This window comes from Campylobacter concisus, from assembly GCF_002913765.1.
GTDB classification, from domain to species: Bacteria; Campylobacterota; Campylobacteria; order Campylobacterales; family Campylobacteraceae; genus Campylobacter_A; species Campylobacter_A concisus_BB.
The window spans coordinates 76,395-102,523 of the sequence record NZ_PPCH01000013.1 but is presented as its reverse complement, the minus strand read 5'-3'; the positions used below and the strand labels follow the sequence as shown (position 1 = coordinate 102,523).

Here is a 26,129-nt window from a genome sequence, read left to right as displayed (position 1 = left end):
ATCAAATTTTAGGTAGCATTTTTGAAAAATAAACGACTTTAAAAGGCTAAAAATGACCGTCGATCTTCACAACCACACACCTCTTTGCAATCACGCAGTTGGCGAACCGCTAGAATTTGTGAGATGCGCCATAAAAGCTGGCACAAAATACTTTGGCTTTAGCGATCACGCGCCGATGAACTACGATGAAGCTTATAGGATGAAATTTGAGGAGATGCGAAGCTACGAAGACGAAATTTTACGTTTAAGAGATGAATTTAGCGGCGAGATAGAAATTTTACTTGGTTATGAGATGGATTTTTTAGATGGCTTTATGGATGAGCGAGTTTTTGCTAGAAAGGTTGATTATCTAATAGGCTCTGTGCATTTTTTTAACGGCTGGGCGTTTGACAACCCTGAATTTATCGGCGGCTACGAGGGCAAAGACTTGGATCAAATTTGGCAGGAGTATTTTGACCACATAGAAAGATCAGCTAAGCTTGGTAAATTTGACATCATGGGACACATAGATCTGCTTAAAATTTTTAAATTTTTACCAAAAAAAGACGTTAGAATTTTGGCCGCAAACGCCATAAAAGCGATAAAAGAGGCAAATTTAGTCGTTGAGATAAACGCAGCTGGCTTTAGAAAACCTATCGGCGAGCAGTATCCAAGCGTAAATTTACTTGAGCTAATCGCCGAAAATGATATCACTATCACCTTTGGCTCAGACGCTCACGTCAAAGAAGACATCGGCAAAAACGGTGAAATTTGCGAGCAGATAGCTAGAAATTTAGGGTATTCAAAGTGTGCGATATTTAAAAACAGAGATAGAGAATTAGTAAAATTTTAGTTTGGGGTCAAATAAAATATAAGAATAATCTTAAATATAAAATTTTGTGATACAATACGAAAATTAAAAACCAGAAGGAGATAAAAAATGGGAAAATTTGTCCAAAACATCGATCATTTTTTTGATTTTTGCAAAGAAAATGAAGTTAAATTTGTAGATTTTAGATTTACCGATCTAAACGGCGCTTGGCACAGCATAAGCTACAACATAAAAGCTGTTACAAAAGAGAATTTCACAAACGGCATCCCAATGGACGCTAGCTCGATGAACGGCTGGCAGCCTATCGACAAGAGCGATATGATAATGAAGCCAGAAGCGACATCTGCGTTTTTGGACCCATTTACCTCTGACATCACAGTCGTTGTTTTTTGCGATATCTACGACATTTACAAAGGTCAAATTTATGAAAAATGCCCTCGCTCGATCGCAAAAAGAGCGATGCAATATGTAAAAGATAGCGGACTTGGCGACGAGGCATATTTTGGCCCTGAGAATGAATTTTTTGTATTTGACAATGTAAAAATCATCGACAGCCCAAACTGTGCGATGTATCAAGTAGATAGCGAAGAAGGCGAGTGGAACGACGCTGCAGACTTCAAAGACAGCTACAACACAGGTCACCGCCCACGCAGAAAAGGCGGCTACTTGATGACTCAGCCAATCGACAGCATGGTCGATCTAAGGGCTGAAATGATGCAGGTTTTAGAGCAAGTTGGTCTTGAAGTATTTTTAGGACACCACGAGGTCGCACAAGGTCAAGGCGAGATCGGCGTGAAATTTGGCAACCTAGTCGAAGCTGCTGACAACGTTCAAATTTACAAATACGTCGTTCGCATGGTCGCTCACCTAAACGGTAAGACAGTTACATTTATGCCAAAACCACTCTACGGCGACAACGGCAGCGGTATGCACGTACATCAATCAGTCTGGAAAGATGGCAAAAATTTATTCTACAAAGAGGGCAACTACGCAAATTTAAGTGACTTTGCAAGGCACTACATCGGCGGCGTTTTAAAACATGCAAGAAGCGTTGCAGCCTTCACAAACCCAAGCACAAACAGCTACAAACGCCTAATCCCAGGCTTTGAAGCGCCATCTATCCTAACCTACTCTAGCCAAAACCGCTCAGCGAGCATCCGCATACCTTACGGAGCTGGCGAGAAGTCAGTTAGAGCTGAGATGAGATTTCCAGATAGCACAGCAAACCCTTATCTAGCCTTCTCAGCGATGCTAATGGCAGGGCTTGACGGCGTTAAAAACAAATACGAGCCAGTTGGTCCGATGGATGAAAATTTATTTAAACTTCACCTAGACGAGATCAGAGAGCGCGGCATCGAACAGCTCCCACACACACTTCGTGGCAGCCTTGAAGCGCTTATCCGCGATAACGAATACCTAAAACCGATAATGACCGATCTTTTCATCGACACTTATCAGCACATGAAATTTGAAACTCAGGTTTGGCCTTACGAAGCGCGCCCAACTGCTTATGAGTTTAAAACCTGCTTCTCTTGCTAAAACGCGATCTCCAAGCTCATTTTGGGCTTGGAGACTTTTTAATCAAATTTAAAATATAAAATCCTGCGATTATTAAATTTAGATCTAAATCCAATAAGCATTATCACTTAGAAATTTTTTAACCACAACAAATAAATTTTTTAAAAATATAAAATCTATATAGTTAAATTTTGAGCTAAATTTGGCTTTACACACAAGAATAAATTTTAAATTTAATAAGACCAAACTCATGCGAATTTAGAAATTTAAGCTTATATCTAAAAATAGCCACAGCAGATAAATTTTGAACTAAATTTGATTTTGCAAACAATGGTCAAATTTACCAGAATTTTAAATTTATCTACCTCATTAAAAGCTCAAATTTAATAAGCCCTAGCTCTTTTAAATTTACAACATAAATTTGAGATTTTATTTAGTCAGGATGGCAGTAGATAAATTTATTAAAAAAGCTAAATTTGAGCGCTTTTGTTTAGAAATTTACGCCAAAAAAGTCAAATTTACAAAAGAGCCAAATCCCTAGCTATTTTGCACTTCAGGCTGTCCAAAGAGCCTATTTGCCTCTTTTATAACGCCCTCTTCTCTTTGCTTTTTAAGCTCTTCTGGGCTTTTGCTCTGACTTAGCGACATCAGCTCTTTTGCAAAGTCATTTCGCGGCTGAGATAGCGCATTTACCCTAGTTTCAGGCGCAACAGGCTCGCTTCCTGGCTCATCTTTTTGCTCGTCTTGCTGCCTAGCCTTTATCTTAGCGATCTCCTCGTCAAGGTAGCTATATTTATCCTGTGGCTCTTGTGACGGAGTTTGCGGCTCAGGCTTTGCGGTAGGAATTTGTGTCTTAGCATTTACGATCTTTATTTTTTTACCAAAAATTGTATGTAAAATTTCATGCATTACGCCCCAGCTTTTTTTAAAAAATGCCAGCTCGTCGCCAGTTGCATTGACGACTAAGCCAAGCTCATTTTCATTTAAAAAGCTAAAACTTATATGATTTTTAAAAATTTCTCCAAGTTCAAAGCTTCTATCATAAATTTTTGCCACAAACTGCTCGTATGGCGACTTTGGCGCCTCTTTTATGGCTAAAATTTGCTCGCTCACACCAGCTTTTGGCTTGATCACAGCCACGCTAGGCTCGCTCTTAGCAAGCTTTATAGCTTCATCGATATCTTGCAGATTTAGCGCTTCTATCATCATAAAAAGCATTAGCATCAGCACAAAGCCATTGTCGCTTGACACGCTTAGCATCGACTTTGCCTGCGCCAAAATCCTAAAAAATCTCTCATATATAAGAAGTGAAAATTTTGGGTCGTTGTCCAAAAATCTCTGCTTTAAATTTGCCAAAATTTCATCTATGATCATCTCTGGCTCATAGGTCTCAAGCTCGGTCACAAGCACTCTAATGGCGTTTTTATCGGCATTTGCGACGTGTTCGATGATCTGCTCTATCCTACTTGGATCAAGAAGCCCGAGCATCTCCGCCACGCTTGATTTTGTGATATTGCCAGCGCCATAAATGATAGCTTGATCAAGCAGCGTTAGCGTATCTCTTAGCGAGCCGCCGCCACTTCTAGCTAGTATCTCAAGCGCCTCTCTCTCGTAGCTAACGCCCTCTTTGCTAAGGATAAATTCAAGATGTTTTACGATCTCATATCTGCTTATTTGCTTAAATCTAAAATGTTGCGTCCTTGAAAGCACCGTCGTTGGAAGCTTCAGCGGATCAGTCGTTGCTAAGATAAATTTAACGTAGCTTGGCGGCTCTTCAAGCGTTTTAAGCAGGGCATTAAACGCCTCTTTTGTTAGCATATGCACTTCGTCGATGATGAAAATTTTATATCTAGCAGCCGTAGGAGCGTACTTTGTCTGCTCGATGAGCTCTCTTATGTCGTCGATCTTTCTGTGACTGGCTGCGTCCATCTCGATGATATCCATGTGGCGCGACTCGTTTGCCATCACGCACTGCGCACAGACCTCGCAAGGCCTAGAAGTTGGCCCTTTCTCGCAGACCAAAGCCTTTGCAAATATCCTAGCGCTCGATGTCTTGCCACTCCCCCTAAGGCCTGAAAACAAATAGGCATGGCTCACTCTGTTCTCATCAAGTGCGTGGGTTAGGCTCTTGCTTACGGCTTCTTGTCCGATGAGCTCGTCAAAATTTTTTGGTCGATATTTTAGGGCTAGTGCTTGCAACTGCTTTCCTTTTTGCAATTTTAATTTGCTGATTTTATAAAAAAAGGCATAAATTTATGGTTATGATAAAGTTAAATTTTGCTAAATTTAAGCCAAACTTTAGCGGAAAGGATAAATTTGCAAGCATTTATATCTGGATTTTTCACCTCTTTATCGCTCATTTTAGCTATCGGCGCGCAAAACGCATTTGTGCTAAAACAGGGCATTAAAAGAGAAAATATCTTTATCATCTGCCTTATTTGCGCTATTAGCGACGCTCTCCTTATCTTTGCGGGAGTTTTTGGACTTGGTAGCCTCGTGCAAAATTTTTCTATCATCAAGCAAATAGCCCTATATGGTGGCTTTTTATTTTTACTTTTTTACGCGCTAAAGAGCTTTCACTCGTGCTTTTTTAAGGATCTTAGCATGGATACCAGCAGCGATTATGCCAGATCAAATTTAAAGAAAAATATCCTTTTAACGCTCGCTTTTACCTGGCTAAACCCTCACGTCTATCTTGACACCATGATACTAATAGGCTCGGTTTCTACTAAATTTAAAGATGAAAATTTGATATTTGGCGTGGGGGCCAGTCTTGCCTCGTTTTGTTTTTTCTTCTCACTTGGCTATCTGGCTAGGTTTTTAGCGCCCATTTTTGCAAGACCCATCTCTTGGAAAATTTTAGAGTTTTTTGTCGGCCTCGTCATGCTATCCCTTGCCTTCATGCTCCTTTTTGCTAGCTTCTAGCCTCTTTTTTAGCGCCTCTTTTTTGCGAAGTTCGAGCTGGTAGGCTTCATTTAGCGCGTCTTCGCCATCTAAATTTGCTCCGTCTAAAAATTTGCGGTAGTCTTCAAACTGCCTATTTTTTATCCCCCAAAGCACGCCAAAAAGCAAGGCCGCCCCCATCAAAACAGAGACCAAAACAAGCATCGCAAGAGTCGTTGTATCCACTATTTGTCCTTAAATTTTCTAACTATAAAAAGCGAGTTTAGTATGACGCTTAGCGAGCTTGCCGACATGAAAAGTGCGGCAAATAGCGGCATGACGTAGCCACAGACAGCAAATGGCAGGCTAAGGGCGTTATAAAGCAGGCAAAAGAGTAAATTTTGCTTTATCGTTTTATAGGTAAATTTTGAAATTTTCACCGCTTTTGCAAGGCTTTGCAAGCTATCATCAAGCAATACCACGTCGCTTTTTTCTAGGCTCACCGCCGCGCCACTTCCCATGCAAATGGCCACGTGAGCGAGGCTAAGTGCAGCTGCGTCGTTTATGCCGTCTCCAACCATCAGCACGTTTTTGTCTTGATGTTTGAGACCAGCTATAAATTTAGCCTTTTCATCAGGCATCATCCCTGCTCTAAACTCGCTCACACCAAGCTCATCTGCCACATTTTTTACCACATTTTGCACGTCGCCACTTAGGATACAAACCTTCATGCCAGCACTCTTTAGCTCCTCTATTAGCGCCTTTGCTTCGGGCTTTACACTATCTTTTAGGTAAAATTTAGCCACCAGCTCACCCTGCTTGCCCACAAAAAAGCTCACATTTTCTTCGCTCTCTTCAAATTTCACCCCATTTTCAGCCAAAAAGCGCTTGCTTCCAGCGACAAAGCTCTCGCCTGCGATATCAGCGCTAACTCCCTTTGCCACGCTTAAATTTGCATTTTCAAGCTCAACTTTTTTTGCGCCTTTTTGCTTTAAAAAATCAGCCACCGCCACGCTTATTTGGTGGTTTGAGATGAGACAAAGCGAGTAAATTTTATCAATACTCGCGCCCTCTTTTATAAAAAACTCGCCAACTTCAAATTTAGCCTTTGTGAGCGTCCCAGTCTTGTCAAAGACCGCCACATCGCACTTTGCAAGGCTTTCAAAAAATTTAGCCTCCTTAAAAAGCACCTTGTTTTTAAAGGCAACCCCAAGGGCGCAAACGCTGCTAACTGGCGTGGCAAGGGCTAGCGCACAAGGGCAAGCGATCACGATGACGCTCACGGCTGTCACCACCGCTTCTGAAAAGCTAAATTTAAAATACCAAAACCAAAATGTAAAAAAAGCCAGAGTTAGCACGCTAAGAGAGAATTTCGAGGCGATTTTATTGACTGCTAGCTCGATATTTGGCTTTTTTAGCTCTGCGTTTTGGAGCAAATTTATAAGTTTATTAAGATATGAGTTTTTAAAAATTTGCCCTGCCTCATAGACGATCTGCCCATTTAGACAGACAACGCCGCTTTTTACTTCGCTGCCAGAGCTTAGTAAAAGTGGCAAACTTTCGCCTGTTAGGCTTGAGCTGTCCACGCTCGCCTCACCGCTAAGCACCACCCCATCAAGCAGCGCCCTTTCGCCTGATCTAAGCACGATCTTTTCGCCTAAATTTACATCCTTTGGCTCTTTTAAAATGTCCTTGCCGTCCTCTAAAACGCACACCTTTGCAAGCAGCATATCACTTAAGAAATTTGAGGTCTCAAGCGCCTTTTTCTTGCCTAAAATTTCTAAAAATTTACCGATAAAAACAAAGGTTATGATCATCGCGACCGAGTCAAAATAGCTCTCACCGCTTCTTGTAAGCATCGCAAAAATGGAATAAATGTAGGTTATGCTAGCCCCAGTGATAACGAGCAGGTCCATATTTGGCGAGGCGTTTTTAATGGCGATCTTTGCCCCCTTAAAAAACTCGCTACCAGTGTAGAAAAGCACAGGCGTTGCCAGCACAAACTGCGCGAAGCTTAGCAGGTCCTTCACGTCGCTTCTGATGCCGCTAAAGTAGCCGCCATACTGCGCGATCGCCAGCCACATGATATTCATCGTGGCAAAGACGCCAACAAGCGCTTTTGCATAGAAATTTCGCCTTTTTTTGACTAGTTCGTCCTCTTTTTGGCTCGTCGCATAGGCCTTTGGAGTGTAGCCAACGGCATAAATTTTCTCAATTATTTGCTCCACCAAAAGCTCTTGCTCATCGTAAACGATGACTGCTTTTTGGCTAAGCGAGTTGATATTTACCTCTAAGATACCAGGCAGGCTAAAAAGCGCCTTTTCAAGCAGCCAGATGCACGCCGAGCAGGTTATGCCGTCAATGAGAAGAGAAATTTTAGAAAACTCGCCCTCTTTTGTCACTAGCTCGCTAAAATTTGCCGCTAAATTTTTGACATTTGCGCCGCTACTTGCAGGATTTAGCGTATTTTTGCCAAGTCGTTCATAAAACTCGCCAAGACCACTTTCATTTAAAATTTCATAGACACCTTTGCAGCCAGCGCAGCAAAACTTAAGCCCGCCTTTAGCCTCTATCATCGCACTTTCATCAAAGCTTTGCTTGCAGTGAGCACACCTACACTTCACGGGCGCTTCTTTTTAAGCTGGTCTAAATAGCCATATATCGTGATCTTTGAGACGTTTAGCTTGGCTGCTACGACCTCGATAGCGCCCTTTATGTTAAAAATGCCCTTTTCGTTCATAAAGCCCACGAGTTCTAGCTTTTGCTCCTTTTTGAGCTTTTTGCCCTCATTTTTGGCGATGATCTTGTCGATCAAATTTAAAACTATCTGCATCACGTCGTCGCTTTGCTCGCTCTTTGGCTCATTTTCACTCGTTTTTAAGAAATTCCCAGCCATTTCAAAAAGGCTCTTTGCCACACTAGCATCGACATTTACGCATATAGCCCCTATGATCTCACTGTGCTCGTCTCTGATAAATGCAGTTGAGGACTTCACTAGCTTTTCGTCCTTGGTAAAAAAGTAGTTCGCCACGTAGTCGTCTTTGAAATTTTTGCTGTTTAAGACCTCGCTTACAAGGTGGTCAAAGCTTTGTCCGACCTTTCTACCAGTGACGTCGCCAGCTACGTAGACGACTGAGTGCTGTGGGTGCGAGAGATCGTGCAGCACGACCTCGCAAGCAAATGGCGAGCTTTTTTGGATCAAATTTGCCGTTGGGATAAATGCCTTTAATATATGGTGCATAAGACGCCTTTTGTTTTTGTTTAAGTTTAGCCAAAATATTTTTAAATTTTCGATAATAAAAATATAATTTTTTATGAAAATTTATGAAATTTAAGTGGTAATAATAATTTTTTATCTATAATTTTTTAAATTTTTAAGGAGAAAATATGAAAATTTACGAAACCGAAATTTCAAAAAAGAAAAAGGCCCACTACTCTTTGGCGACCGAGCACAACGGCATCCTCTACATCTCAGGCCAGCTTAGTATGGACCCAGAGACTAGGCAGATCCCAGAGGGGCTAAAGGCGCAAACAAGGCAGGCTTTAAAAAACCTTGATAACGTGCTAAAGCTGGCAAATGCGACAAGAAACGACATCTTGATGTGCCGCATCTATACACCAGATATCGACTTTTGGGACGAGATAGATGACGAGTATGCGCTATTTTTTGGCGATCATAAGCCAGCTCGCGTCGTAGTGCCGACAAACAAACTTCACTTTGGCTGCCTGCTAGAGATCGAAGCTACAGCGATACTTGATAGAAAAATTTAAAAAGCTTTAAAAGGAGCAAAAATGCCTAAATTTATCTGCTCAAAGTGCGGCAAGAGCGCGAGTTTTGAGACACCTATATTTGCGTGCGAGTGCGGTGGGCTTTATGATCTGGAGTTTAAGCCGGCCAAATTTGATCTAAATTTGATCGACCAGCGCGAGTTTAGCCTCTTTAGATACCGCGAGTTTTTCCCTATCAAAAATGAGCTTTGGCGCGACATCAGCCTTGGCGAAGGGCTAACAAAGAGCGTGAAATTTGATGACGCACTCTATCTTAAAATGGACTATGCGATGCCAACGCTCTCTTTTAAAGATAGGGGTGCTGTGATGCTTATTTGGTTTTGTAAAACTCATGGTATCAAAAAGATCTTGCAAGATAGCAGCGGAAACGCTGGAAACTCGGTCGCTGCATACGCTGCTAGAGCTGGCATAGAGTGTGAAATTTACGTCCCAAAAGGCACGAGCGAGAAAAAGATAAAGATGCTAGAGTACTACGGCGCAAAGGCAGTTGTCTTTGACGGCACGCGCGATGAGACGGCAGATGCTTGCAGAAAAAGGGCAAAAGATGAGGGCATATTTTACGCAAACCACGTATTTAACCCGCTTTTTTACCAAGGCACTAAAACATATATATATGAAATTTACGAGCAGCTTGGCTTTGTCCCTGAAAATCTCTTTTTACCAGTTGGCAACGGCACCTTGCTAATTGGCTGCGAGATCGCTCTAAATGAGCTATATGAGGCTGGAGTGATCAAAAAACTACCTAAAATTTTCATCGTTCAAAGTGAAAAGTGCGCACCATTTTTAGGGGCGACAAGCGAGCCACTTGCGATCAAGCCAGAGCCAACTTTGGCTGAGGGCATAGCGATAGCAAAACCTGCTCGTGGCGCTGAGATATTAGCTAGCCGCTACGCGGGCGAGCGCGAGGTGATCACGATAAAAGAAGAGGATATTGAGCCAGCTAGAAATTTCCTAGCAAGCCGCGGTTTTTACGTCGAGCACACCACAGCAGCCATCTACGCGGCATACGCAAGCTACGCAAAATCACACAAGATAGAGGGCAAAAGCATCATCTCGATGTGCGGCGCTGGGCTAAAGAGCGAACACTGATTTAAATTTGCAGGTCATTTTGCCTGCAAATTTGCCTATTTTAGCGACTTTGGTTGTGGCATTTCTTGACAACAAAGTTTTATTTTTATAAAATGCCAAAACTTTCAAAAAACTTTTGAAGCCCAGAATTCTGCAATCTTATCCCCGCATTTAAAGAGGAAAAATGGAAAACAACAACCAAACCGAGCAAAGTGCTGCTCAAAGCGCAAAAACTACAAAAAAACATCAAGCATCAAGAACCCACGTACCAGTCGACGGACACAAGATCGAAGAGCTAAGAACGCTTAGCTTAGATGAGCTAGTGCAGATCGCAAATGGCGTTGGCGTCGAAAATCCACGCGAATTTCGCAGACAGGATTTGATATTTGAGATACTAAAAACCCAGACAAAACAAGGCGGCTTTATACTATTTACTGGAATTTTAGAGATAACAAACGAGGGCTACGGCTTTTTAAGGGCTGTTGATGCAAATTTAAGCGACAGCTCAAACGACGCTTATGTTTCAAACTCTCAAATCCGCAAATTTGCACTTCGTGTGGGCGACATCATCACCGGCCAAGTAAGAGAGCCAAAAGATCAAGAAAAATACTACGCCCTTTTAAAAATCGAAGCGGTAAATTATATGCCTCTAGCAGACGCAAAAGAGAGGCCACTCTTTGACAACTTAACCCCACTTTTCCCAACTGAAAAGCTAAATTTAGAGTATGATCCGATGAAGCTAACGGGCCGTGTGCTCGACCTTTTCACGCCTATTGGCAAGGGTCAGCGCGGCCTCATCGTCGCACCTCCAAGAAGTGGTAAAACTGAGCTTATGAAAGAGCTAGCTCACGGCATCGCTAAAAATCACCCAGAAGCCCAGCTAATGGTGCTTCTAGTCGATGAGAGACCAGAAGAGGTTACCGATATGCAGCGCTGCGTAAAAGGCGAGGTATTTAGCTCGACATTTGACCTACCAGCGCTTAACCACGTCCGCGTGGCAGAGCTAGTCATCGAAAAGGCAAAACGTCTAGTTGAGATGGGCAAAGACGTCATCATCTTGCTTGATAGTATAACCCGTCTAGCACGTGCCTACAACACAGTGACCCCACCAAGTGGCAAGGTGCTAACAGGCGGTGTGGACGCAAACGCACTTCACAAGCCAAAACGCTTTTTTGGCGCAGCTAGAAACATCGAGCACGGCGGCTCACTAACCATCATCGCAACCGCGCTAATCGACACTGGCTCACGCATGGATGAAGTTATATTTGAAGAGTTTAAAGGCACTGGAAACAGCGAGATCGTGCTTGACCGCAATATCTCAGACCGCAGAATTTACCCAGCTATCAACGTGCTAAAATCAGGCACCAGAAAAGAAGAGCTACTTCAAAAACCTGATGAGCTTCAAAAAATTTGGGCTATCCGCTCTGCGATCGCGACAATGGACGACGTCGAAGCGCTTAAATTCTTATACGCAAAAATGCTAAAAACAAAAGATAATAAAGAGCTTCTCTCTATCCTAAACGAGTAAATTTGACTGAGCTTGAGGCGCTTGCTTTGAGCTCAAATTTCTTTTTTTTACATCAAAATTTCTCAATAAATCTTTCATAGTTATACTAATTTAAATTTTTCAGTTTTATTTTTTTTTTTTGTAAAATCCAAATTTCTAACTTCTACAAAAAGGAAAAATATGAAAACAAAAGTCGTTCTTTCAGGTATTACAGCAATGCTTGCTCTTGCTCTAACTGGATGTGGTGAGCCAACTACTTTGGCTGAAATTTGCAAAGCTGACATGGGAAGTATCAAGCACTTTAAAGGTGAAGTGAAAGTTTATAAAAGGGTAAGTTATACGACCAAATACGATATCATGACAAATAAATACGAGCTAAAAGAAGATGGAAAAGGTTATCTGATAGTCGATAAAGATACAAAAGTTGATCTAGATAAATTTAATGAAAAGGAATCAGACGATTACAAGGTTATAAAAAGTAGCATAGAACAAGGAACTCCTTACTACTATGAAAGACAAAAATATGTCGAAATAGGTGATGAAAATGCAACAGAATTTTTAGCAACTCTTGAAACTTTAAATCCAAGATGCCTTGGAAGCAAAGAACTAAGTCTAAATTACAAAGACACAGAAATAACTCTAGCAAAATAAAAAAAAGGTGGTTCGCCACCTTTAAAACCTTACATCATCTCACTTTAAATTTATACGTCACTTACTAAATTTTTCTATGTCTTGATTGATTAAATTTTTATATTCGCAAAGCTCGTTGCAAGTCTTTTTACTCTGCTCGATAAGCTCGTCAAATTTAAATCCAAGCATCACGATACGATAAAGGTTTGGCTTGTGTTTTCGCCAGTTGTAAAGCGTTGCGACATCAACGTCTAAATGATAAGCCATATCACGTTTTGTCATCTTAGCCACTTTACACTCCTTTTTTTTCGAGTGATTTTATAAATTTTATTCTGATAAGAAAACAATTGAATTATTTTATGTTTTTTATTATTTTCATTGAATATTTAAACTTTATTTAATATAAGAAAATTTAAAATAGCCACGTAACATTTTTTAAATAAAGAGTAAAAATGAAAAAAGTAGTTTTAAAAGTTGCTTTAGGTTTAAGCCTAGCTAGTGCCGCTGCTTTAGCGCAAGGAGCCTTTGTAGGAGTTGAAGGAGACTACTCTTTTGGATCAAAGCTTACTGTAAAAGGCGATGACGGCTCAAAGATCAAATTTAAAAAAGCTCAACCAGGTCTTGGTATAAAAGCTGGTTATGACTTTGATGTGGCTAGAGTTTATGGTGCTTACATATATGATTTTAAAGTTAAGAAAACAGCAAATGACGAAGATAAAAGCGTAGCTGAGTGGAAAACTCATAAATTTATAGTTGGAGCTGACTACACTCCAAGCGTAGCAAAAGATCTTAAACTAGTTCTTGGTGGCTACACTGGTTTTTCAAAGCTTAAGCTAAGGGGTGGCGATGCTGAAAATCCGATGGAAAGTGCTAGCACAAACGGCTGGATACTAGGTGCAAGAGTTGGTGCCGAATACTCTATAAATGAAAACAATGCAGTTGAATTTGGTTTAAAAGCTGATAGAACTGACTACGGCAAGATCAGCAAATTTGATATGATTGATACCAAAGAGACAAACCTCGGTCTTTATATGGGATATACATATAAATTTTAATAATTCGCAAGCTCAAATTTCAAAGCAAATTTGAGCTTTTAGCCAACTATCATGCTTTTAAAATAAGCTATAAATTTAATAAATTTTCTAAATTTTCGCCGTCTAAGCGGTAGGTTCTCCACTCAAGAGATTGATTATTAGCGCCCATACTTTCATAAAATTTGATACTTGGCTCATTCCAGTTTAGGCAGCACCACTCAAGCCTTTTTAAATTTTCATCCTTGCAAATTTGAGCTAGAAATTTAAAAAATGCCTTGCCGATGCCTTGATTTCTAAACTCTTTTTTGACGTAGATGTCCTCAAGGTACATCCCGCCAAGCCCTAAAAATGTAGAAAATGTGTAAAAGTAGATAGCATAGCCAATAGCCCTGCCCTCGCTTTCGCAGATAAGGGCTTTTGCGTGATTTTTATTAAAGATGGAGTCTGCAAAAATTTCATTTGTAAAAGTGACTTGATCACTCATCTTTTCATAGCTCGCAAGCTCTCTTACAAGCTCGCAGATCACGTCTATATCGCCTCTAGTCGCTTTTCTTATTTGAAATTTCATTAGTTATCACCAAAGAGTGCTTTTAGATCCTTGACCATTTCGCCATTTTCACCACTGCTGCTAGTTTTTGAGCCAAGCTCGTTTAGCTCGATCTCATAGCCAGTTAGCATGCTTGCAAGGCGGATATTTATGCCATTTTTGCCGATAGCTTTGCTCTTTTGCTCGCTCGCAAGTGTCACGATCGCCTTGTTTTCTTCGATCTTTACAGATGTAATGATCGCAGGTGCCATAGCGCGAGCTACCAAGATCGCTGGCTCAGTGGTGTATTCGATCGCATCGATGCTCTCACCGTGAAGCTCTTTGCTTACGGCATTTATCCTAACGCCCTTTGTGCCAACAGTTGCGCCGACTGGATCGATGTTTGGAGTGGTTGAGATGAGTGCTACTTTAGCCCTTTCGCCAGGGATTCTCGCACTTCCTTGGATGATGATACCGCCATCTTTTATCTCAGGCACCTCTGAAGTTAGCAGCGCTTCAAGAAATTTAGGCGAAGTTCTTGAAAGCTCGACCTTTATGCCTAAATTTTTATCTGTAAAAACTTTTCTAATGACCGCTTTTACCACGTCGCCTACTTTAAATTTCTCGCCTTTTATGCGGTTTTTACGTGGCAAGATAGCACGAAGCTCGTCTATCTCGATAAATGTGTTTTCATCGTTATCTACCCTAACAACTGGTCCAAAGACCATGTGACCGCTCATCTCATTATATTTTTGTAAAATTTTCTCTTCAACTAAGCGCTGGATGTGATACTCAAGCTCTTTATGAAGCGTTTGAGCTGCGGTTCTACCAAGGTTATCAAGGCTTAGTTCGTAAGTGAGTTCATCGCCGATCTCTACGCCACTATCTATCTTTTTAGCCTCTTTTAAGCTTAAAAAGTGTTCATTGTCTTCAGCAAGCCTCTCATCGTCGTTTGCTACGATTGAAATTTTTTGATAAAGCTTTAAATTTTTATTAGCATCGATGCTCACGTCATACTCATAATTTTCGCCATAAACCCTTTTTGCAGTGTTTATCAAGGCTCTTATGACGCGTTCTTTTACATCTTCTATCTCTAAATTTTTCTCATTTGCAATTGACTCTATAATGTCTGAAATTCTTTCCATTTTTTCTCCATTGTGACGATAAATTTCGGGGATTTTTCGTGAAGTTTTGAAATTATACATAAGCCATACTTTTAATAACTTTAAGCTTGTTATTAACTTTTATTTAATCCTTTTTTTATGATGATTTGGGTATATTGACCGATTAAAATTTAAGATTTTGAAAGGATTAAAAATGGAGCTAAAACTTGCAAGAGCCGAATTAGACGCAAAACCAAAAACGATTTCACTAGAAAAGATAGAGGCGGCTGTCGAAAAAGAGGGTCAGAAAATTTTCTATTTTGATAAAGAAAACACGCACAAACAACTAATCGCCTTAGTCGAGCACTTTGAAGAAAAAGGGCTAAGCGTCTATCACAGAACCGTAAAATACGGGCTTGATGATAGCGATTATATGTATGAAGTGCATATACTTTAATGAGTAAAAAACTCTTTATCCAAACTCTAGGTTGTGCTATGAATGTTCGTGACAGCGAGCATATCATAGCCGAGCTCTCACAAAAAGAAGACTACTCCTTAACACAAAACATCGAAGAAGCTGATTTAATCCTTATAAATACCTGCTCGGTTCGTGAAAAGCCAGTTCATAAGCTCTTTAGCGAGGTTGGAGCCTTTGAAAAAGCCAAAAAAAGAGGGGCAAAAATAGGCGTTTGTGGCTGCACTGCAAGCCATTTGGGTAGTGAAATTTTTAGGCGCGCACCTTATGTTGATTTTGTCCTTGGTGCAAGAAATGTTAGCAAGATCACAAAGGCTGTAAATACGCCTAAATTTATCTCAACCGATATCAACCACGACGAGAGCGAATATGCATTTGGCGAATTTAGAGGCTCACCATACAAAAGCCACATCAACATCTCGATCGGTTGCGATAAAAAATGCACCTACTGCATCGTCCCACACACCAGAGGTGATGAAATTTCTATCCCTTCAAGCCTCATCCTAAAAGAGGTAGAAAAGGCGGCAAAAAGCGGTGCAAAAGAGATATTTTTACTAGGGCAAAATGTCAATAACTACGGAAAAAGATTTTCAGGCGTGCAAGAAAATATCGATTTTAGCGATCTGCTAGTGAAGATAAGTGAGATAGAGGGCGTTGAGAGGATAAGATTTACAAGCCCACATCCACTTCACATGGATGATAAATTTCTTGAAATTTTCACTAATAACCCAAAAATTTGCAAGTCTATGCACATGCCACTTCAAAGCGGAAACACCAAAGTTTTGCGCGAGATGAAGCGCGGATACACAAAAGAGTGGTTTTTAGACCGCGCGCTAAGACTTAGAAAGATGTGTCCAGACGTGAGCATCTCAACTGATATCATCGTCGCATTTCCAGGCGAGAGCGAAAGCGAATTTGAAGATACGATGGACGTGCTTGAGCAAGTTAGATTTGAACAAATTTTTAGCTTTAAGTATTCACCTCGTCCGCTTACAAAGGCAGCTACTTTTACAAATCAAATAGACGATAAAACCGCTTCAGAAAGGCTAACTCGCCTGCAAAATCGCCACAGCGAAATTTTAGACGAGATCGTGGCGGCGCAAAAAGATAAAATTTTTGATGTCTATTTTGAAGAACTAAGAGCAAATGGCGGCGTTGCTGGGCGAAGTTTTAACAACTTTTTAGTTCAAGTTGATGGCAGCGAAGAGCTTCTTGGCACTACGCAAAAAGTAAAGATCACAAACCCAAAGCGAATGATTTTGTATGGCGAGCTGCAAATTTAAAAACACCCTTGAAAAGGTCGCTCTAAATGTTGGCGTCTTTTTCATCTACATTTTAATGTGGCTCATTTTTCTAACTTGCAAGAAGAACTACACTCCAAATTTATTGCCACAAAATGGCTGCGTCGTCGTCTTTTGGCACGGCAGACTTAGCTTTATGAGCTTTGCCTACAGACGCTGGTGGAGCAGTCAAAACAGAAAACAAGGCAAGGTGATAATAAGCGACCACAAAGATGGCGAGCTCATCACCAGAATAATCAAATTTTTTGGCATCGGCACCATTAGAGGTAGCAGCTCAAAAGGCGGTGCAAGGGCGCTTATAGAAGCTCTAAGAGAGATAAAGCAAGGCCACGACGTCATCATCACACCAGATGGCCCACGCGGACCAAGACACAGCGTCGCAGACGGAGCTGCGGTGATCGCACAAAAATCATCTTGCGAAATTTATGCTCTAAATTTCGAAGCAAACTCGTTTTGGGAGTTTAAAAGCTGGGATAAGATGATACTTCCAAAGCCATTTTCAACTATAAATTTTAGTCTCTCAGCACCTTTTAGCGTGGCAAATTTAGAGCAAAAAGAGGCAAAAGAGAAGATACAAAACGAGCTTTGGCAGGCCTCACAAAATGACGGCGGCAAGAGCGTGCTACAAAATAAAGAGGACTTTAGGTCAAATTTAAAAATTTGGTGGAAAAAATATGCGCATAAAAATCCGCAAATAAGCGACGAGATAAGAGAAATTTTGGACGAAATTTATGAAAAATAAAATTTCTATCTTTATAGCCATTTTTATAATAGCTTTGTTTGGGCTCTTTTTTTACAGCGACAACTCCTACAAGCTCGCTCTTGAAGCGAAATTTTACTACGAGAGCAAAGAGTATGAAAAGGCTATAAATTTAAGCCAAAAAGCCCTTGATCTTGACGCCTACAACAAAATGGCCGCCACCACGCTTAATCAAAGCAAGGCAGCTATGAAATTTAACTCATACATAAAAAATGGCAAAGAGTATCTTGAACGCATCAAAAAAATGAGCCAAAATGGCGTCAGTAAGGCTGATAATGAGCGCATCAAAATGATGTGTGATGTGATGATAGAGGATTTTGAAAGCTTAAGAAATTCTGCACTGCTTGATGATGAGCTAAAAAGCGAAGCTCTGAAGATGAAAGAGGCGTTTGCAAAACTAAAAAACGAGCTGTTTTAAACTTATTTAATCCCTTTTTAGCTAACATACCAAAAATAATGCACTAAATTTAGGAGAGTTATGTCTTTTAGCATCAAAAAGCTTTTTTCAAACCTTTTCTTAAGCGCCGTGATCGAGGGCAATGAGTGCGTTTTTTACGGTCAGGTCTTTAGAAATGGCAAGCTTATAAAAACCATAAATGCTAAATTTACAGACATAAGCATCGAAAATGTCGATGAAAAGGTCATAAAATACATAGAAGAGCAAGAGAAGGCCTATTTTGGCGTCTATATTTCGCTCTTTTTTAACGACGACTCACAAGGTGCGCTGCCTACTGCTAACTTTGACGAGTATAAAAAATTTAACATCAACACGCAAAATTTAACCAGCCTTGTGATGCAAGATAGCTGGAGCATATATGCAAATTTAAATGCTATAAGAAGATATAAAAACCTCTTTGGGCAAGGTAGTGTCGATCTTATCTACTCGCCTATCGCCCTGCTCTTTCACGAGCTTTTAAAGCGTGGAATTTCGCCAAAAACCACACTATATCTCTACATCCACTCGCACTCTTTTGCACTTGCGATATTTAAAGACAAGCAGATGAAGCTCTCGACGTTTTTAAATATGAGCGATGCTGAAGAGGGCAACGAAGAGATCGAAAGCCTAAAAGAAGAGGATATAACAGACATCGACAACCTCATTGTCAAAGAAGAAGATGGTGCAACGGCGCTTGATGATTTTAAGAGTTTGGATGATTTTTTAAGCGATGATAAACCAAAAGAATTTGAAGATCTAAACTATGAGCTAAACATGCCAACTTCGACCAATGTCGAGAAGTCAGTAGCGATCTTTGGGCGCGATATGAAGATGTTTGACTACATCGCAAAGGCCATGAAAGAATTTTATGAAAATCCGATCTACGGCGGCGATTTTATCGAGCAGATCATCGTTTTTGAAAACACAAAAACAAGCGCAACCTTTTTACAATACCTACAATCTGAGCTATTTGTGGAGACATCAAGCTATCCGATCAACACAAATCACATCATGAATGAGATCATGCAAGAAGAGATAACACTATGAAATTTAGCTTTATCACCCCAGAACCAAGACCGCTTCTTTCTATCTTTAGTAAGCTCTGGCTAAGCCTCATTGGCTTTGTCTTTGTGGTGCTTTTGGTGGCAAATTTCTTCATCGTTTATAAAAACTACTCAACCAAAAAAAATATAGAATTTCTAGCAAACGAGCAAAAAGAGCTTAGCCAAAAGATAGTTACCACGGATGAAATTTCAGCCAAACTTGCCGTGCAGATAGACTCGGCAAACGACATCTTTACGTCAAATTCTATCCTAAAGCAAAGCTTGCACAACCTTTTTGACCTTGTGCCTGATAGCATCACGCTTGAAGAGGTCTTTATGGACAAAAACTCACTCATCATCCGCGGCATAACGCCAACAAAAGATGTCTTTAACCAGCTTTTGGCATCGCCACTAAGGTCGATTTTCACCACGTCAAACACTAGCTTTTATCAGAGCAAAAACGGCTGGTACGGCTTTATAAGCACAAATAAGATTGATAATTCTGAGGGATATAATGAGTAAAAAAGATACGAGCTTAGAAAAAATCGACCCAGTAAAGCTTTTACTTTTTATATTTGCTTTTATCATAGTTTGCTTCATTATGATATTTGGCTTTATCGTGCCAAATATAAAAGAATTTAAAAGCCTCTCAAGACAAAACTACTCGCAAACCTCATCATACACCAAGGTAAAAAATGAATTTGAAGCTAAATTTAAAGCACTTGAGGCGACAAGACAAAAAGATGGCGCTATCATCTTGGCTTATGATACAGCTTTTGATAAGGATAAATTTATAAATTTCGCATCGCAATTTTTTAGCGAAGTGAGCCTTAGCAAGATAGAAGAAGGCGAAAATAACGCAACTGAGAAGTTTTTTAGATACCGCCTAAATGTCACTAGCTCACTTAAAACCCCACAAAAATTTTATGACTTTTTAGATGCACTTAGCAGCTACGACAGCATCATAAAAGCCGAATTTCCTATCGTCATGAAGGGCGAAAACGACAAGATCCACACAACCTTTAACATAAAAGTTTTTGGGTTGAAGTAACCAAATTTAATAAATTTCTTCGCATCAAATTTAAAACTGCACCGCTTCTTAGCAAATACTTGGATATAAAAGCTAGAGCCATCTCTGCTACAAGAGGTCAAACAAGCTCTTACACGCAGATGCTGGCACACAAAGCGAGATTATAAAACTATGTAAAGAACTTCAAACCACGATCATAATGGCGGCAAAAGATCTTTTTGAAAGCAGGATCGAATTTAAAGAAATTTACGAATACGATATGAAGAGCAAGCAGCTTTTTAAAAATGGCGAAGAGGTGCAGATGCCAAAAAATGAGGCAAAACTCTTCTTTTTGCTCGTGAGTAATATAGAAAAAGTGGTGAGTTACGAAGTGATAGAAAACTATGTCTGGAGCGAAAAAATCGATGAGTAACGAAGCACTTAGAATGACTATCAAAAAAATAAGGGCAAAAACTGACGCCGACCTCATCAAAAACATCTCAGGCGTGGGATATAGACTTAGCAGATCAAACTAAATTTAAATTTTGTGTAGCTTTTATAAATTTAAGCTACACAAAATCTTATTTTTTATCCACACATTTGCCAAGTTGGCAGGCTCTTTTATAAAGTGCGTCCGCCTTTGTTTCATCGCCGCTTAGCTTTGCAAGCAAGAAGCATGACTGAGCATACTCAAGCTCGCAGCTCTTTGCCAAAAGCTTTAGCACCCTAGCCTCGGCCTTGGTTCTATCTATCTTATGAGTTTTTAAATTTTCGCTTTCGATGTAGGACTTTAGCCCCATTGCCTCGTTGTAGCAGCCAACGCCGTCGCCACTATCGCAAGCTAGTTTATAAAGCTTTAGAGCCTTTTCGATATCTTTTTGCTCATCAACTAGCCCCTGCTCATAAATTTGACCTAAATTTGAGCAAGCCGTCGCAAGCCCAGCGTTGCAAGCCTTTTCATAGTAGCCTTTTGCCTTTACAAAGTCCTTTTCGTTGCTAAAATTTACGGCTAGGTTGTTGCAGTCGATGCTATTTCCGTTCTCGCAGTTTTGCACCATCTTCTCTTTTTCAAGCTCAAGACGCTCCGCCCTAGCCTCCTCATCACTTTGCCAAAAGCCAAAGCTCACCATCTTTTGCCACGACCAGCAGCCACTTAGCATAAAGCTAGCAGCTACGATAAGCCCAAAATTTAAAACTTTTTTCACTTATTTTCCTGCTTACATGCCAAGCTTTGCGCCTAGTCTTTTCATCTGCGGGCACGCCTTGTTTAGACCACGAAAGCAAGCGACTTTGTAAATTCCATAAGCTCTCTTTTCGTCCTTGTTCATACCAAGGCCTAGCTCATACATTGCGCCGATATTTGCGCAGCTTGGGAGATCTCCAGCATTGCAAGCGTTTGTGTAGGCCTCCATCGCTAGGTAGTAGTCTTGTTTTACGATCTCGCCCTTGCGGTAGGCGTTGCCTAGATGATAGCAAGCTTGCACACCGCCACTATTGCAGCTATCTTTGTAAATTTCGACCGCTTTTTTTGGATCTTTTTTCACGCCAAGGCCGTTTTCATAGAGCGTGCCAAGATTTGAGCAAGCAAGCTGCACCTTCGCATCGCAAGCCTTTTTGTAGTTTGCGTAGGCATTGTCATACTCTTTCATAAGCTCAAAATTTACACCCAAATCGTTGCAAGCTTCAGCATCGCCGCTCTCGCACTTTGGTGTTAAAAGATCAATCGCATTTTTTGAAATTTGCTCTTTGTTTTGCACCACCTTTTCGTCCTTTGGCTGCTGCCATGAGTCATCTTGCTTTGGTGTATCCCCGATACCGATCACGTTTAAGCAGCCTGTGAAAAATAGAGCAGTTAAAAGTAGTAGATATTTTTTCATTTTTGTCCTTTTAATATTGTCCAAACAAGTCATTTAGGGCTTCGCTGATGCTTGGGTGAGTGAAAATTTGGTTTTTAAAGAAATTTGCACCTGCTTTTAAATTTATAGCGATCGCGATCTCATTTATGATCTCATTTGCGTAGATGCAGTGAAAGCTAGCCCCCAAAATCTCGCCACTACTAGCTTCAACGATCGCTTTTAGCATGCCCACATCGTGATTTAGCACCTTTGCTCCTGGCACTGCTGCCATGCTAAGCTTTAGCTCTTTGAAATTTAGCCCAAGCTTGCTAGCCTCTTTTGCACTCATGCCAACTCTTGCTAGCGGTGTGTCGGTAAATAGCACATTTGCATGGATGCTTCTGTTTTGTGTGGTGCGCTTTTTATCGCCAAAAATTTGCGAGAAAACTATCCTAAAATCATCCAAGCTAGTGTAGGTAAAAAGCTCTCCGCCGCGCACGTCGCCCACTGCGTAGATGTTTGATACATTTGTTTGAAGGCGCTCATTTGTCTTTATAAAGCCTTTTTCATTTAGCTCAACACCAGCTTCTTTTAAATTTAGATCATCTAAATTTGCCACTCTGCCAAGCGCTACTAAAAACGCGTCAGCCTTGATGAGCCTATCTTCATTATCTTGTTTGAAATTTAGTGCATTATCTTTTAGGCTCTCTATCTCGCAGCCCTCTAAAATTTCGACACCCTGCACGCTTAGCGCATCTTTTACACTCTTAGCTATATCTTCATCTTCGTTTTTTAGAAGTGGTGAGCGTCCGACGATGGTCACTTTTGAGCCAAAATTTGCAAACATCGATGCAAACTCGATACCGATAAATCCACTGCCAACGATGACAAGATGCTTTGGCATAGTTTTTAGATCGAGCAAGGTTTTACTTGAAAAAACGTTTGAGTTTGTTATCTCAAATGGCGCATACGCCTCTTTTGAGCCAGTGTTTATGATGATAAACTCGCCCTCAACGACTTTTTGCTCGCCACTTGAGGTTGTAACTAGGACGCTATTTTTATCTTTAAACGAGCCAACGCCATCGATCACGTCGATATTTTCTTTATCATTTAGCATCGCATAGTTTTTAGAATTTAAAGCTGAGATTAGCTTATTTTTATTTTCGATGCTAAGCGTGTAATACTCGTTTTCAACGCTATTATCTGCATATATCGCCTCTTTTGCAGCTGTGATTAGACGTTTTGTCGGTATGCAGCCCACGTTTATGCAAGTGCCTCCATACATCTTTGGCGATCTCTCGATTAGCGCGACCTTTTTGCCAAGCGCAGCAGCCTTTACAGCTAGCGTCTTGCCAGCCTTACCAAATCCAATAATAACAATGTCATATTTCATTTAATTTTTCCCATTATGTAGTATGTAGTTTCGTTTATCTTTTTGATATCCATTTTGTATTTATTTGCCCAGCTTTTGATGATCTCATCAACACGCTCTTTTATCTCTTTGACGGTTGCAACGTTTTTTATCTTTAGCCTATCCTCACTCCCGCTCATCGCTACAAAGCAAAGGTGTGGCTTTAGATGATCGTTTAGCTCGATCACACTCTTTGGCAAAAGGCCGTCAGTGTTGTTTAAAATTCTACGCATATGCTCAGTGGTCGTTTCATCTATGTTGTAGCCAAGCTGTGTCAAAAGTGCGTTATGATCCATATCGTTCCTTTTTGCTTAAATTTGCGATCATTATAAGATAAAATTCGATAAAATCGCCTAAATTTTCAAGGACAAATATGAAAAAATTTATCATTTTTCTATTTAGCATTTTGCTATTTTGGGGCTGTTCGGCAGATCAAATTTCGCAAAATTTAGGTCTTAGCGAGCCACCACTTGATCCTGAAGTCGAGCAGATAGCAGACGCCATCTATCTATATAACGAGGGCAACTACCCAAAAGCTTGCAAGAGATTTTACGACTACGCAAAAGATGGCAATGTCCTAGCCATGCAGCAAACTGGCGTTTGTTTTCGTGACGGCAAAGGCTTTAGCAAGGATATCTTAAGGGCACTTTTTTGGTTTGAAACAGCTGGTAGTTACGGCAACATAGATGGACTAAGAAGCGCTGGATATATCTACGAATACGGCCTTGGGGTCAATAAAAATTTAGAAAAAGCGATATATTTTTATGAAAAAGCCACAAGCCTTGGCTCAAGCGAGGCTAGCTATGATCTAGGGCTTATATATCTTGGCAAAAATGACTATAAAAAAGCGAGAATTTATCTTGACGAGGCTTGCTATCACGGCAAAAAAGAGGCTTGCGCAAAGCTAAAAGAGATGAAATTTTAGCTCTCATCTCTTTAAAATTTACTACGCCTCAGCCTTTTGAGCGATCAAAACACCCTCTATCATCTTTTTGATATCCCCATCAAGTATCGCATCAGTTTGCGAGTATGCCTCGCCACTGCGGTTGTCCTTTACTTGCTGATACGGAAAAAGCACGTATGATCTTATCTGATGTCCCCAGCCGATCTCGCTCTTTTCTACGCTGTTGCTCGCCTCTTGCTGCTTCATCAGCTCAAGCTCGTAAAGGCGCGACTTTAGCATTTTCATCGCTGTGGCTCTGTTTTTGTGCTGACTGCGGTCATTTTGACACTGCACGACGATGCCAGTTGGCACGTGCGTGATGCGGATGGCTGATTCAGTTTTATTTACGTGCTGACCGCCTGCGCCACTGGCTCTATAGGTGTCTATCTTTAGATCTTTTTCTTCGATCTCGATCTCGATATCATCATCTACTTCGGGGCTCACCATGACACTAGAAAAGCTTGTGTGACGGCGTCCTGCGCTATCAAATGGGCTTGTGCGAACGAGCCTGTGGATGCCATTTTCTGCCTTGAAGTAACCATAAGCGTTTTCACCTTTTACGATAAAGCTCACATCCTTTAGCCCCGCCTCTTCGCCCTCTTGAAAGTCCAGAGTCTCAACCTTAAAGCCCTCACGCTCGCAAAATCTAAGATACATCCTATAAAGCATGCTCGCCCAGTCGTTGCTCTCAGTGCCGCCAGCTCCTGGGTGGATCGATACGATCGCGTTTTTGCCGTCATCTTCGCCACTTAAAAGCATAGAAATTTCTAAATTTACTATCTTTTCATCTAAATTTTTAGCATCTTCAAATAAAGAATTTATAGTCTCCTCGTCATTTTCAGAATTTGCTAGCTCAAAGAGCTCCTTTGCGTCGCTAACTGCTTGGTTAGCGTCACTAAATTTAGCAAGCATGTTTGAAATTTTTGTCTTTTCTTTATTTAGTGCCCCAGCTTTAGCGATATCTTGCCAAAAGTCAGGGTCTTGCTCGGTCGCCTCGATCTCTTTTAGCCTAGCCTTTATCTCGTCAGGCTTTACGATAGAGCCTATGTTTTCAACTTTTGTTTGTAGCTTCTTTAAAAGCTCGTTGTATTCGTAACTATCCAAGTTTTTCTCCATAAATTTTTGCCGATTTTAGCCAAAAGTTGCTTACATTTTTAAATTTACGCCCTTTTAATCCTTTTTTGTTACAATGCCAAGTTAAAATTTAGATAAAAAGAGTCAAATATGCAGATCATAAGAACTATAAAAGAGCTTGAAAATTTTGTCCAAAATGCAAGCGGCAAGATCGGTTTTGTGCCGACAATGGGCGCACTTCACGACGGACACGTTAGCCTTATAAAAAAATGTGTGAGCCAAAACGAGACAAGCATCGTCTCAACGTTTGTAAATCCAACTCAATTTCTACCAGGTGAAGATCTGGACAAATACCCAAGAAAAGAGCAAAGCGATATCCAAATTTGCGAGCAAAACGGCGTTAGCGCTATCTTTATCCCAGACGCAAATGAGCTTTACTTTGAAGATGAGCCGCTCATCGTCGCTCCAAAGAAGCTTTCAGCCATTTTAGAGGGCAAAACTAGACCTGGACACTTTGATGGCGTCTTAAGAGTGCTAAACAAGCTATTTCGCCTAACTCGTGCAAATAGCGTCTATATGGGCAAAAAAGATACGCAACAACTAATCATCGTGCAAAATATGATAAAGACATTTTTCTTAAACATCGAGCTAGTGGCTTGCGATATCGTTAGAGAGCCAGACGGTCTAGCACTTTCAAGCAGAAACGTCTATATCTGCGACGAAGATAAGTGCAACGCGCTAAGGCTTTCAAGGTCGCTAAATAAAGCGCTAAATTTGATCCAAAACGGCGAAGAAGATGCAAGCGAGATCAAGGCAAATATGCTTGAAGTTTTAGAGCCACTAAAAGTTGATTACGTCGCGGTTACAGATAGAAATTTAAATGAAATTTCAAAGGTAGAAAAAGGCAACACCATCATCTTAGTAGCCGCCTATGTTGGCAAAACTAGGCTAATAGACAACATCTGGATCTAAA

At 40.7% G+C, this 26,129-nt stretch carries 31 protein-coding genes; 19 read left to right on the top strand and 12 right to left on the bottom strand.

Translation table 11 applies throughout. From position 1 onward, the window contains the following. Positions 1-52: 52 nt before the first annotated feature. Positions 53-832 carry a histidinol-phosphatase gene (locus tag CYO89_RS03615; RefSeq protein ID WP_103597161.1) on the top strand — a complete coding sequence of 260 codons (780 nt, stop codon included), beginning with the start codon at positions 53-55 and terminating at the stop codon, positions 830-832. 87 nt (positions 833-919) lie between these two features. Beyond that, a complete protein-coding gene (glnA, locus tag CYO89_RS03610; RefSeq protein WP_103587267.1) occupies positions 920-2,350 on the top strand; it encodes a type I glutamate--ammonia ligase in 1,431 nt (476 codons plus the stop codon). 516 nt (positions 2,351-2,866) lie between these two features. Here the strand turns inward: glnA and CYO89_RS03605 are convergent. Then, positions 2,867-4,528, bottom strand: coding sequence for a DNA polymerase III subunit gamma/tau (locus CYO89_RS03605; protein ID WP_103597160.1), 1,662 nt, complete (start codon positions 4,526-4,528; stop codon positions 2,867-2,869). Positions 4,529-4,645: 117 nt separating this feature from the next. Between CYO89_RS03605 and CYO89_RS03600 the strand changes: the two genes are divergently transcribed. Next, entirely contained in the window at positions 4,646-5,254 is a 609-nt protein-coding gene (locus tag CYO89_RS03600) for a LysE/ArgO family amino acid transporter (RefSeq protein WP_258032517.1), read from the top strand. Here CYO89_RS03600 and ccoS read toward each other — a convergent pair. From ccoS to CYO89_RS03585, 3 genes are read right to left on the bottom strand one after another with little or no spacing between them, the layout of a single operon-like run. Further along, positions 5,216-5,458: a cbb3-type cytochrome oxidase assembly protein CcoS gene (gene ccoS / locus CYO89_RS03595; RefSeq protein ID WP_103597158.1), complete on the bottom strand. Its 243-nt coding sequence runs from the start codon at positions 5,456-5,458 to the stop codon at positions 5,216-5,218. The two genes, CYO89_RS03600 and ccoS, sit on opposite strands and share 39 nt — an antisense overlap. After that, positions 5,458-7,836, bottom strand: coding sequence for a heavy metal translocating P-type ATPase (locus CYO89_RS03590; RefSeq protein WP_103597157.1), 2,379 nt, complete (start codon positions 7,834-7,836; stop codon positions 5,458-5,460). Before CYO89_RS03590 ends, ccoS begins: the two co-directional genes overlap by 1 nt. Then, positions 7,833-8,453 (bottom strand): helix-turn-helix transcriptional regulator, encoded by a 621-nt coding sequence (locus CYO89_RS03585; RefSeq protein WP_103597156.1) that lies wholly within the window; start codon positions 8,451-8,453, stop codon positions 7,833-7,835. The genes CYO89_RS03590 and CYO89_RS03585 overlap by 4 nt, the downstream gene beginning before the upstream one ends. Positions 8,454-8,599: 146 nt before the next feature. On the opposite strand from CYO89_RS03585, the gene CYO89_RS03580 reads away from it, so the two are divergent. From CYO89_RS03580 to CYO89_RS03565, 4 genes are all read left to right on the top strand, one after another. Beyond that, positions 8,600-8,983, top strand: coding sequence for a RidA family protein (locus tag CYO89_RS03580; RefSeq protein ID WP_002941830.1), 384 nt, complete (start codon positions 8,600-8,602; stop codon positions 8,981-8,983). Positions 8,984-9,004: 21 nt separating this feature from the next. Then, positions 9,005-10,090: a pyridoxal-phosphate dependent enzyme gene (locus CYO89_RS03575; RefSeq protein ID WP_103597155.1), complete on the top strand. Its 1,086-nt coding sequence runs from the start codon at positions 9,005-9,007 to the stop codon at positions 10,088-10,090. 163 nt (positions 10,091-10,253) lie between these two features. Continuing rightward, positions 10,254-11,597 carry a transcription termination factor Rho gene (rho, locus tag CYO89_RS03570; RefSeq protein WP_009294026.1) on the top strand — a complete coding sequence of 448 codons (1,344 nt, stop codon included), beginning with the start codon at positions 10,254-10,256 and terminating at the stop codon, positions 11,595-11,597. A 159-nt stretch (positions 11,598-11,756) separates the two neighbouring features. Next, positions 11,757-12,227 carry a hypothetical protein gene (locus CYO89_RS03565; protein ID WP_103595116.1) on the top strand — a complete coding sequence of 157 codons (471 nt, stop codon included), beginning with the start codon at positions 11,757-11,759 and terminating at the stop codon, positions 12,225-12,227. Between the two features lie 57 nt (positions 12,228-12,284). On the opposite strand, the gene CYO89_RS03560 is transcribed toward CYO89_RS03565, so the two are convergent. Then, complete coding sequence (locus CYO89_RS03560; RefSeq protein ID WP_103597154.1) at positions 12,285-12,497, bottom strand: transcriptional regulator; 213 nt, start codon at positions 12,495-12,497, stop codon at positions 12,285-12,287. A 161-nt stretch (positions 12,498-12,658) separates the two neighbouring features. Between CYO89_RS03560 and CYO89_RS03555 the strand changes: the two genes are divergently transcribed. Further along, positions 12,659-13,261, top strand: a complete 603-nt coding sequence (locus tag CYO89_RS03555; protein ID WP_103597153.1) for an outer membrane beta-barrel protein — start codon at positions 12,659-12,661, stop codon at positions 13,259-13,261. Between the two features lie 67 nt (positions 13,262-13,328). On the opposite strand, the gene CYO89_RS03550 is transcribed toward CYO89_RS03555, so the two are convergent. Together CYO89_RS03550 and nusA are read right to left on the bottom strand one after the other, a co-directional pair. Beyond that, entirely contained in the window at positions 13,329-13,808 is a 480-nt protein-coding gene (locus CYO89_RS03550; protein ID WP_103597152.1) for a GNAT family N-acetyltransferase, read from the bottom strand. Then, a complete protein-coding gene (nusA, locus tag CYO89_RS03545; protein WP_012139939.1) occupies positions 13,808-14,911 on the bottom strand; it encodes a transcription termination factor NusA in 1,104 nt (367 codons plus the stop codon). Before nusA ends, CYO89_RS03550 begins: the two co-directional genes overlap by 1 nt. 172 nt (positions 14,912-15,083) lie before the next feature. Here nusA and CYO89_RS03540 point away from each other — a divergent pair, with 172 nt between their 5' ends. The 9 genes from CYO89_RS03540 (at position 15,084) to CYO89_RS10325 (ending at position 20,429) form a co-directional block, all read left to right on the top strand. Continuing rightward, complete coding sequence (locus tag CYO89_RS03540; protein WP_002941786.1) at positions 15,084-15,326, top strand: HP0268 family nuclease; 243 nt, start codon at positions 15,084-15,086, stop codon at positions 15,324-15,326. Continuing rightward, positions 15,326-16,627 carry a tRNA (N6-isopentenyl adenosine(37)-C2)-methylthiotransferase MiaB gene (gene miaB, locus CYO89_RS03535; protein WP_103597151.1) on the top strand — a complete coding sequence of 434 codons (1,302 nt, stop codon included), beginning with the start codon at positions 15,326-15,328 and terminating at the stop codon, positions 16,625-16,627. The genes CYO89_RS03540 and miaB overlap by 1 nt, the downstream gene beginning before the upstream one ends. Then, complete coding sequence (locus CYO89_RS03530; protein ID WP_103597150.1) at positions 16,608-17,387, top strand: lysophospholipid acyltransferase family protein; 780 nt, start codon at positions 16,608-16,610, stop codon at positions 17,385-17,387. The genes miaB and CYO89_RS03530 overlap by 20 nt, the downstream gene beginning before the upstream one ends. Then, positions 17,377-17,823 carry a hypothetical protein gene (locus tag CYO89_RS03525; protein WP_103597149.1) on the top strand — a complete coding sequence of 149 codons (447 nt, stop codon included), beginning with the start codon at positions 17,377-17,379 and terminating at the stop codon, positions 17,821-17,823. The genes CYO89_RS03530 and CYO89_RS03525 overlap by 11 nt, the downstream gene beginning before the upstream one ends. 60 nt (positions 17,824-17,883) lie before the next feature. Then, a complete protein-coding gene (locus CYO89_RS03520; protein ID WP_103597148.1) occupies positions 17,884-18,888 on the top strand; it encodes a hypothetical protein in 1,005 nt (334 codons plus the stop codon). After that, positions 18,885-19,406 (top strand): membrane protein, encoded by a 522-nt coding sequence (locus CYO89_RS03515; RefSeq protein ID WP_002941847.1) that lies wholly within the window; start codon positions 18,885-18,887, stop codon positions 19,404-19,406. The genes CYO89_RS03520 and CYO89_RS03515 overlap by 4 nt, the downstream gene beginning before the upstream one ends. Next, entirely contained in the window at positions 19,399-19,935 is a 537-nt protein-coding gene (locus CYO89_RS03510; protein ID WP_002942078.1) for a hypothetical protein, read from the top strand. Before CYO89_RS03515 ends, CYO89_RS03510 begins: the two co-directional genes overlap by 8 nt. Before the next feature lie 178 nt (positions 19,936-20,113). After that, positions 20,114-20,326, top strand: a complete 213-nt coding sequence (locus CYO89_RS03505; protein ID WP_103597147.1) for a hypothetical protein — start codon at positions 20,114-20,116, stop codon at positions 20,324-20,326. Then, positions 20,319-20,429 carry a helix-turn-helix domain-containing protein gene (locus tag CYO89_RS10325; RefSeq protein WP_181001878.1) on the top strand — a complete coding sequence of 37 codons (111 nt, stop codon included), beginning with the start codon at positions 20,319-20,321 and terminating at the stop codon, positions 20,427-20,429. The genes CYO89_RS03505 and CYO89_RS10325 overlap by 8 nt, the downstream gene beginning before the upstream one ends. Before the next feature lie 45 nt (positions 20,430-20,474). Here CYO89_RS10325 and CYO89_RS03500 read toward each other — a convergent pair whose 3' ends face one another. The 4 genes from CYO89_RS03500 to CYO89_RS03485 are packed head-to-tail and all read right to left on the bottom strand — an operon-like array spanning position 20,475 to position 23,435. After that, positions 20,475-21,098, bottom strand: a complete 624-nt coding sequence (locus tag CYO89_RS03500) for a tetratricopeptide repeat protein (protein WP_103597146.1) — start codon at positions 21,096-21,098, stop codon at positions 20,475-20,477. A gap of 12 nt (positions 21,099-21,110) precedes the next feature. Beyond that, positions 21,111-21,770: a tetratricopeptide repeat protein gene (locus CYO89_RS03495; protein ID WP_087582363.1), complete on the bottom strand. Its 660-nt coding sequence runs from the start codon at positions 21,768-21,770 to the stop codon at positions 21,111-21,113. Positions 21,771-21,780: 10 nt separating this feature from the next. Further along, a complete protein-coding gene (locus tag CYO89_RS03490) occupies positions 21,781-23,121 on the bottom strand; it encodes a dihydrolipoyl dehydrogenase family protein (protein ID WP_103597145.1) in 1,341 nt (446 codons plus the stop codon). Then, positions 23,118-23,435: a hypothetical protein gene (locus CYO89_RS03485; protein ID WP_002941809.1), complete on the bottom strand. Its 318-nt coding sequence runs from the start codon at positions 23,433-23,435 to the stop codon at positions 23,118-23,120. The genes CYO89_RS03490 and CYO89_RS03485 overlap by 4 nt, the downstream gene beginning before the upstream one ends. Positions 23,436-23,512: 77 nt before the next feature. Here CYO89_RS03485 and CYO89_RS03475 point away from each other — a divergent pair, with 77 nt between their 5' ends. After that, positions 23,513-24,064: a tetratricopeptide repeat protein gene (locus CYO89_RS03475; protein WP_103597144.1), complete on the top strand. Its 552-nt coding sequence runs from the start codon at positions 23,513-23,515 to the stop codon at positions 24,062-24,064. A 21-nt stretch (positions 24,065-24,085) separates the two neighbouring features. Here CYO89_RS03475 and prfB read toward each other — a convergent pair whose 3' ends face one another. Next, positions 24,086-25,186: a peptide chain release factor 2 gene (prfB, locus tag CYO89_RS03470; RefSeq protein WP_103597143.1), complete on the bottom strand. Its 1,101-nt coding sequence runs from the start codon at positions 25,184-25,186 to the stop codon at positions 24,086-24,088. Between the two features lie 120 nt (positions 25,187-25,306). On the opposite strand from prfB, the gene panC reads away from it, so the two are divergent. Next, the gene (gene panC, locus CYO89_RS03465; RefSeq protein ID WP_103575799.1) at positions 25,307-26,128 is read left to right on the top strand and encodes a pantoate--beta-alanine ligase; all 822 of its coding nucleotides are present in this window, start codon (positions 25,307-25,309) and stop codon (positions 26,126-26,128) included. Position 26,129 lies beyond the last annotated feature (1 nt).

Coding starts and splice junctions, on each gene's coding strand:
- CYO89_RS10325 (WP_181001878.1), top strand. CDS start 20,319: ATGAGTAACGAAGCACTTAGAATGACTATCAAAAAAATAAGGGCAAAA.
- CYO89_RS03510 (WP_002942078.1), top strand. CDS start 19,399: ATGAGTAAAAAAGATACGAGCTTAGAAAAAATCGACCCAGTAAAGCTT.
- CYO89_RS03475 (WP_103597144.1), top strand. CDS start 23,513: ATGAAAAAATTTATCATTTTTCTATTTAGCATTTTGCTATTTTGGGGC.
- CYO89_RS03530 (WP_103597150.1), top strand. CDS start 16,608: ATGGCGAGCTGCAAATTTAAAAACACCCTTGAAAAGGTCGCTCTAAAT.
- CYO89_RS03505 (WP_103597147.1), top strand. CDS start 20,114: ATGGCGGCAAAAGATCTTTTTGAAAGCAGGATCGAATTTAAAGAAATT.
- CYO89_RS03540 (WP_002941786.1), top strand. CDS start 15,084: ATGGAGCTAAAACTTGCAAGAGCCGAATTAGACGCAAAACCAAAAACG.
- miaB (WP_103597151.1), top strand. CDS start 15,326: ATGAGTAAAAAACTCTTTATCCAAACTCTAGGTTGTGCTATGAATGTT.
- CYO89_RS03555 (WP_103597153.1), top strand. CDS start 12,659: ATGAAAAAAGTAGTTTTAAAAGTTGCTTTAGGTTTAAGCCTAGCTAGT.
- nusA (WP_012139939.1), bottom strand. CDS start 14,911: ATGGAAAGAATTTCAGACATTATAGAGTCAATTGCAAATGAGAAAAAT.
- panC (WP_103575799.1), top strand. CDS start 25,307: ATGCAGATCATAAGAACTATAAAAGAGCTTGAAAATTTTGTCCAAAAT.
- CYO89_RS03520 (WP_103597148.1), top strand. CDS start 17,884: ATGTCTTTTAGCATCAAAAAGCTTTTTTCAAACCTTTTCTTAAGCGCC.
- CYO89_RS03615 (WP_103597161.1), top strand. CDS start 53: ATGACCGTCGATCTTCACAACCACACACCTCTTTGCAATCACGCAGTT.
- CYO89_RS03580 (WP_002941830.1), top strand. CDS start 8,600: ATGAAAATTTACGAAACCGAAATTTCAAAAAAGAAAAAGGCCCACTAC.
- CYO89_RS03585 (WP_103597156.1), bottom strand. CDS start 8,453: ATGCACCATATATTAAAGGCATTTATCCCAACGGCAAATTTGATCCAA.
- CYO89_RS03515 (WP_002941847.1), top strand. CDS start 18,885: ATGAAATTTAGCTTTATCACCCCAGAACCAAGACCGCTTCTTTCTATC.
- rho (WP_009294026.1), top strand. CDS start 10,254: ATGGAAAACAACAACCAAACCGAGCAAAGTGCTGCTCAAAGCGCAAAA.
- CYO89_RS03490 (WP_103597145.1), bottom strand. CDS start 23,121: ATGAAATATGACATTGTTATTATTGGATTTGGTAAGGCTGGCAAGACG.
- CYO89_RS03565 (WP_103595116.1), top strand. CDS start 11,757: ATGAAAACAAAAGTCGTTCTTTCAGGTATTACAGCAATGCTTGCTCTT.
- CYO89_RS03495 (WP_087582363.1), bottom strand. CDS start 21,770: ATGAAAAAATATCTACTACTTTTAACTGCTCTATTTTTCACAGGCTGC.
- CYO89_RS03550 (WP_103597152.1), bottom strand. CDS start 13,808: ATGAAATTTCAAATAAGAAAAGCGACTAGAGGCGATATAGACGTGATC.
- CYO89_RS03575 (WP_103597155.1), top strand. CDS start 9,005: ATGCCTAAATTTATCTGCTCAAAGTGCGGCAAGAGCGCGAGTTTTGAG.
- CYO89_RS03525 (WP_103597149.1), top strand. CDS start 17,377: ATGAAAAATAAAATTTCTATCTTTATAGCCATTTTTATAATAGCTTTG.
- CYO89_RS03485 (WP_002941809.1), bottom strand. CDS start 23,435: ATGGATCATAACGCACTTTTGACACAGCTTGGCTACAACATAGATGAA.
- glnA (WP_103587267.1), top strand. CDS start 920: ATGGGAAAATTTGTCCAAAACATCGATCATTTTTTTGATTTTTGCAAA.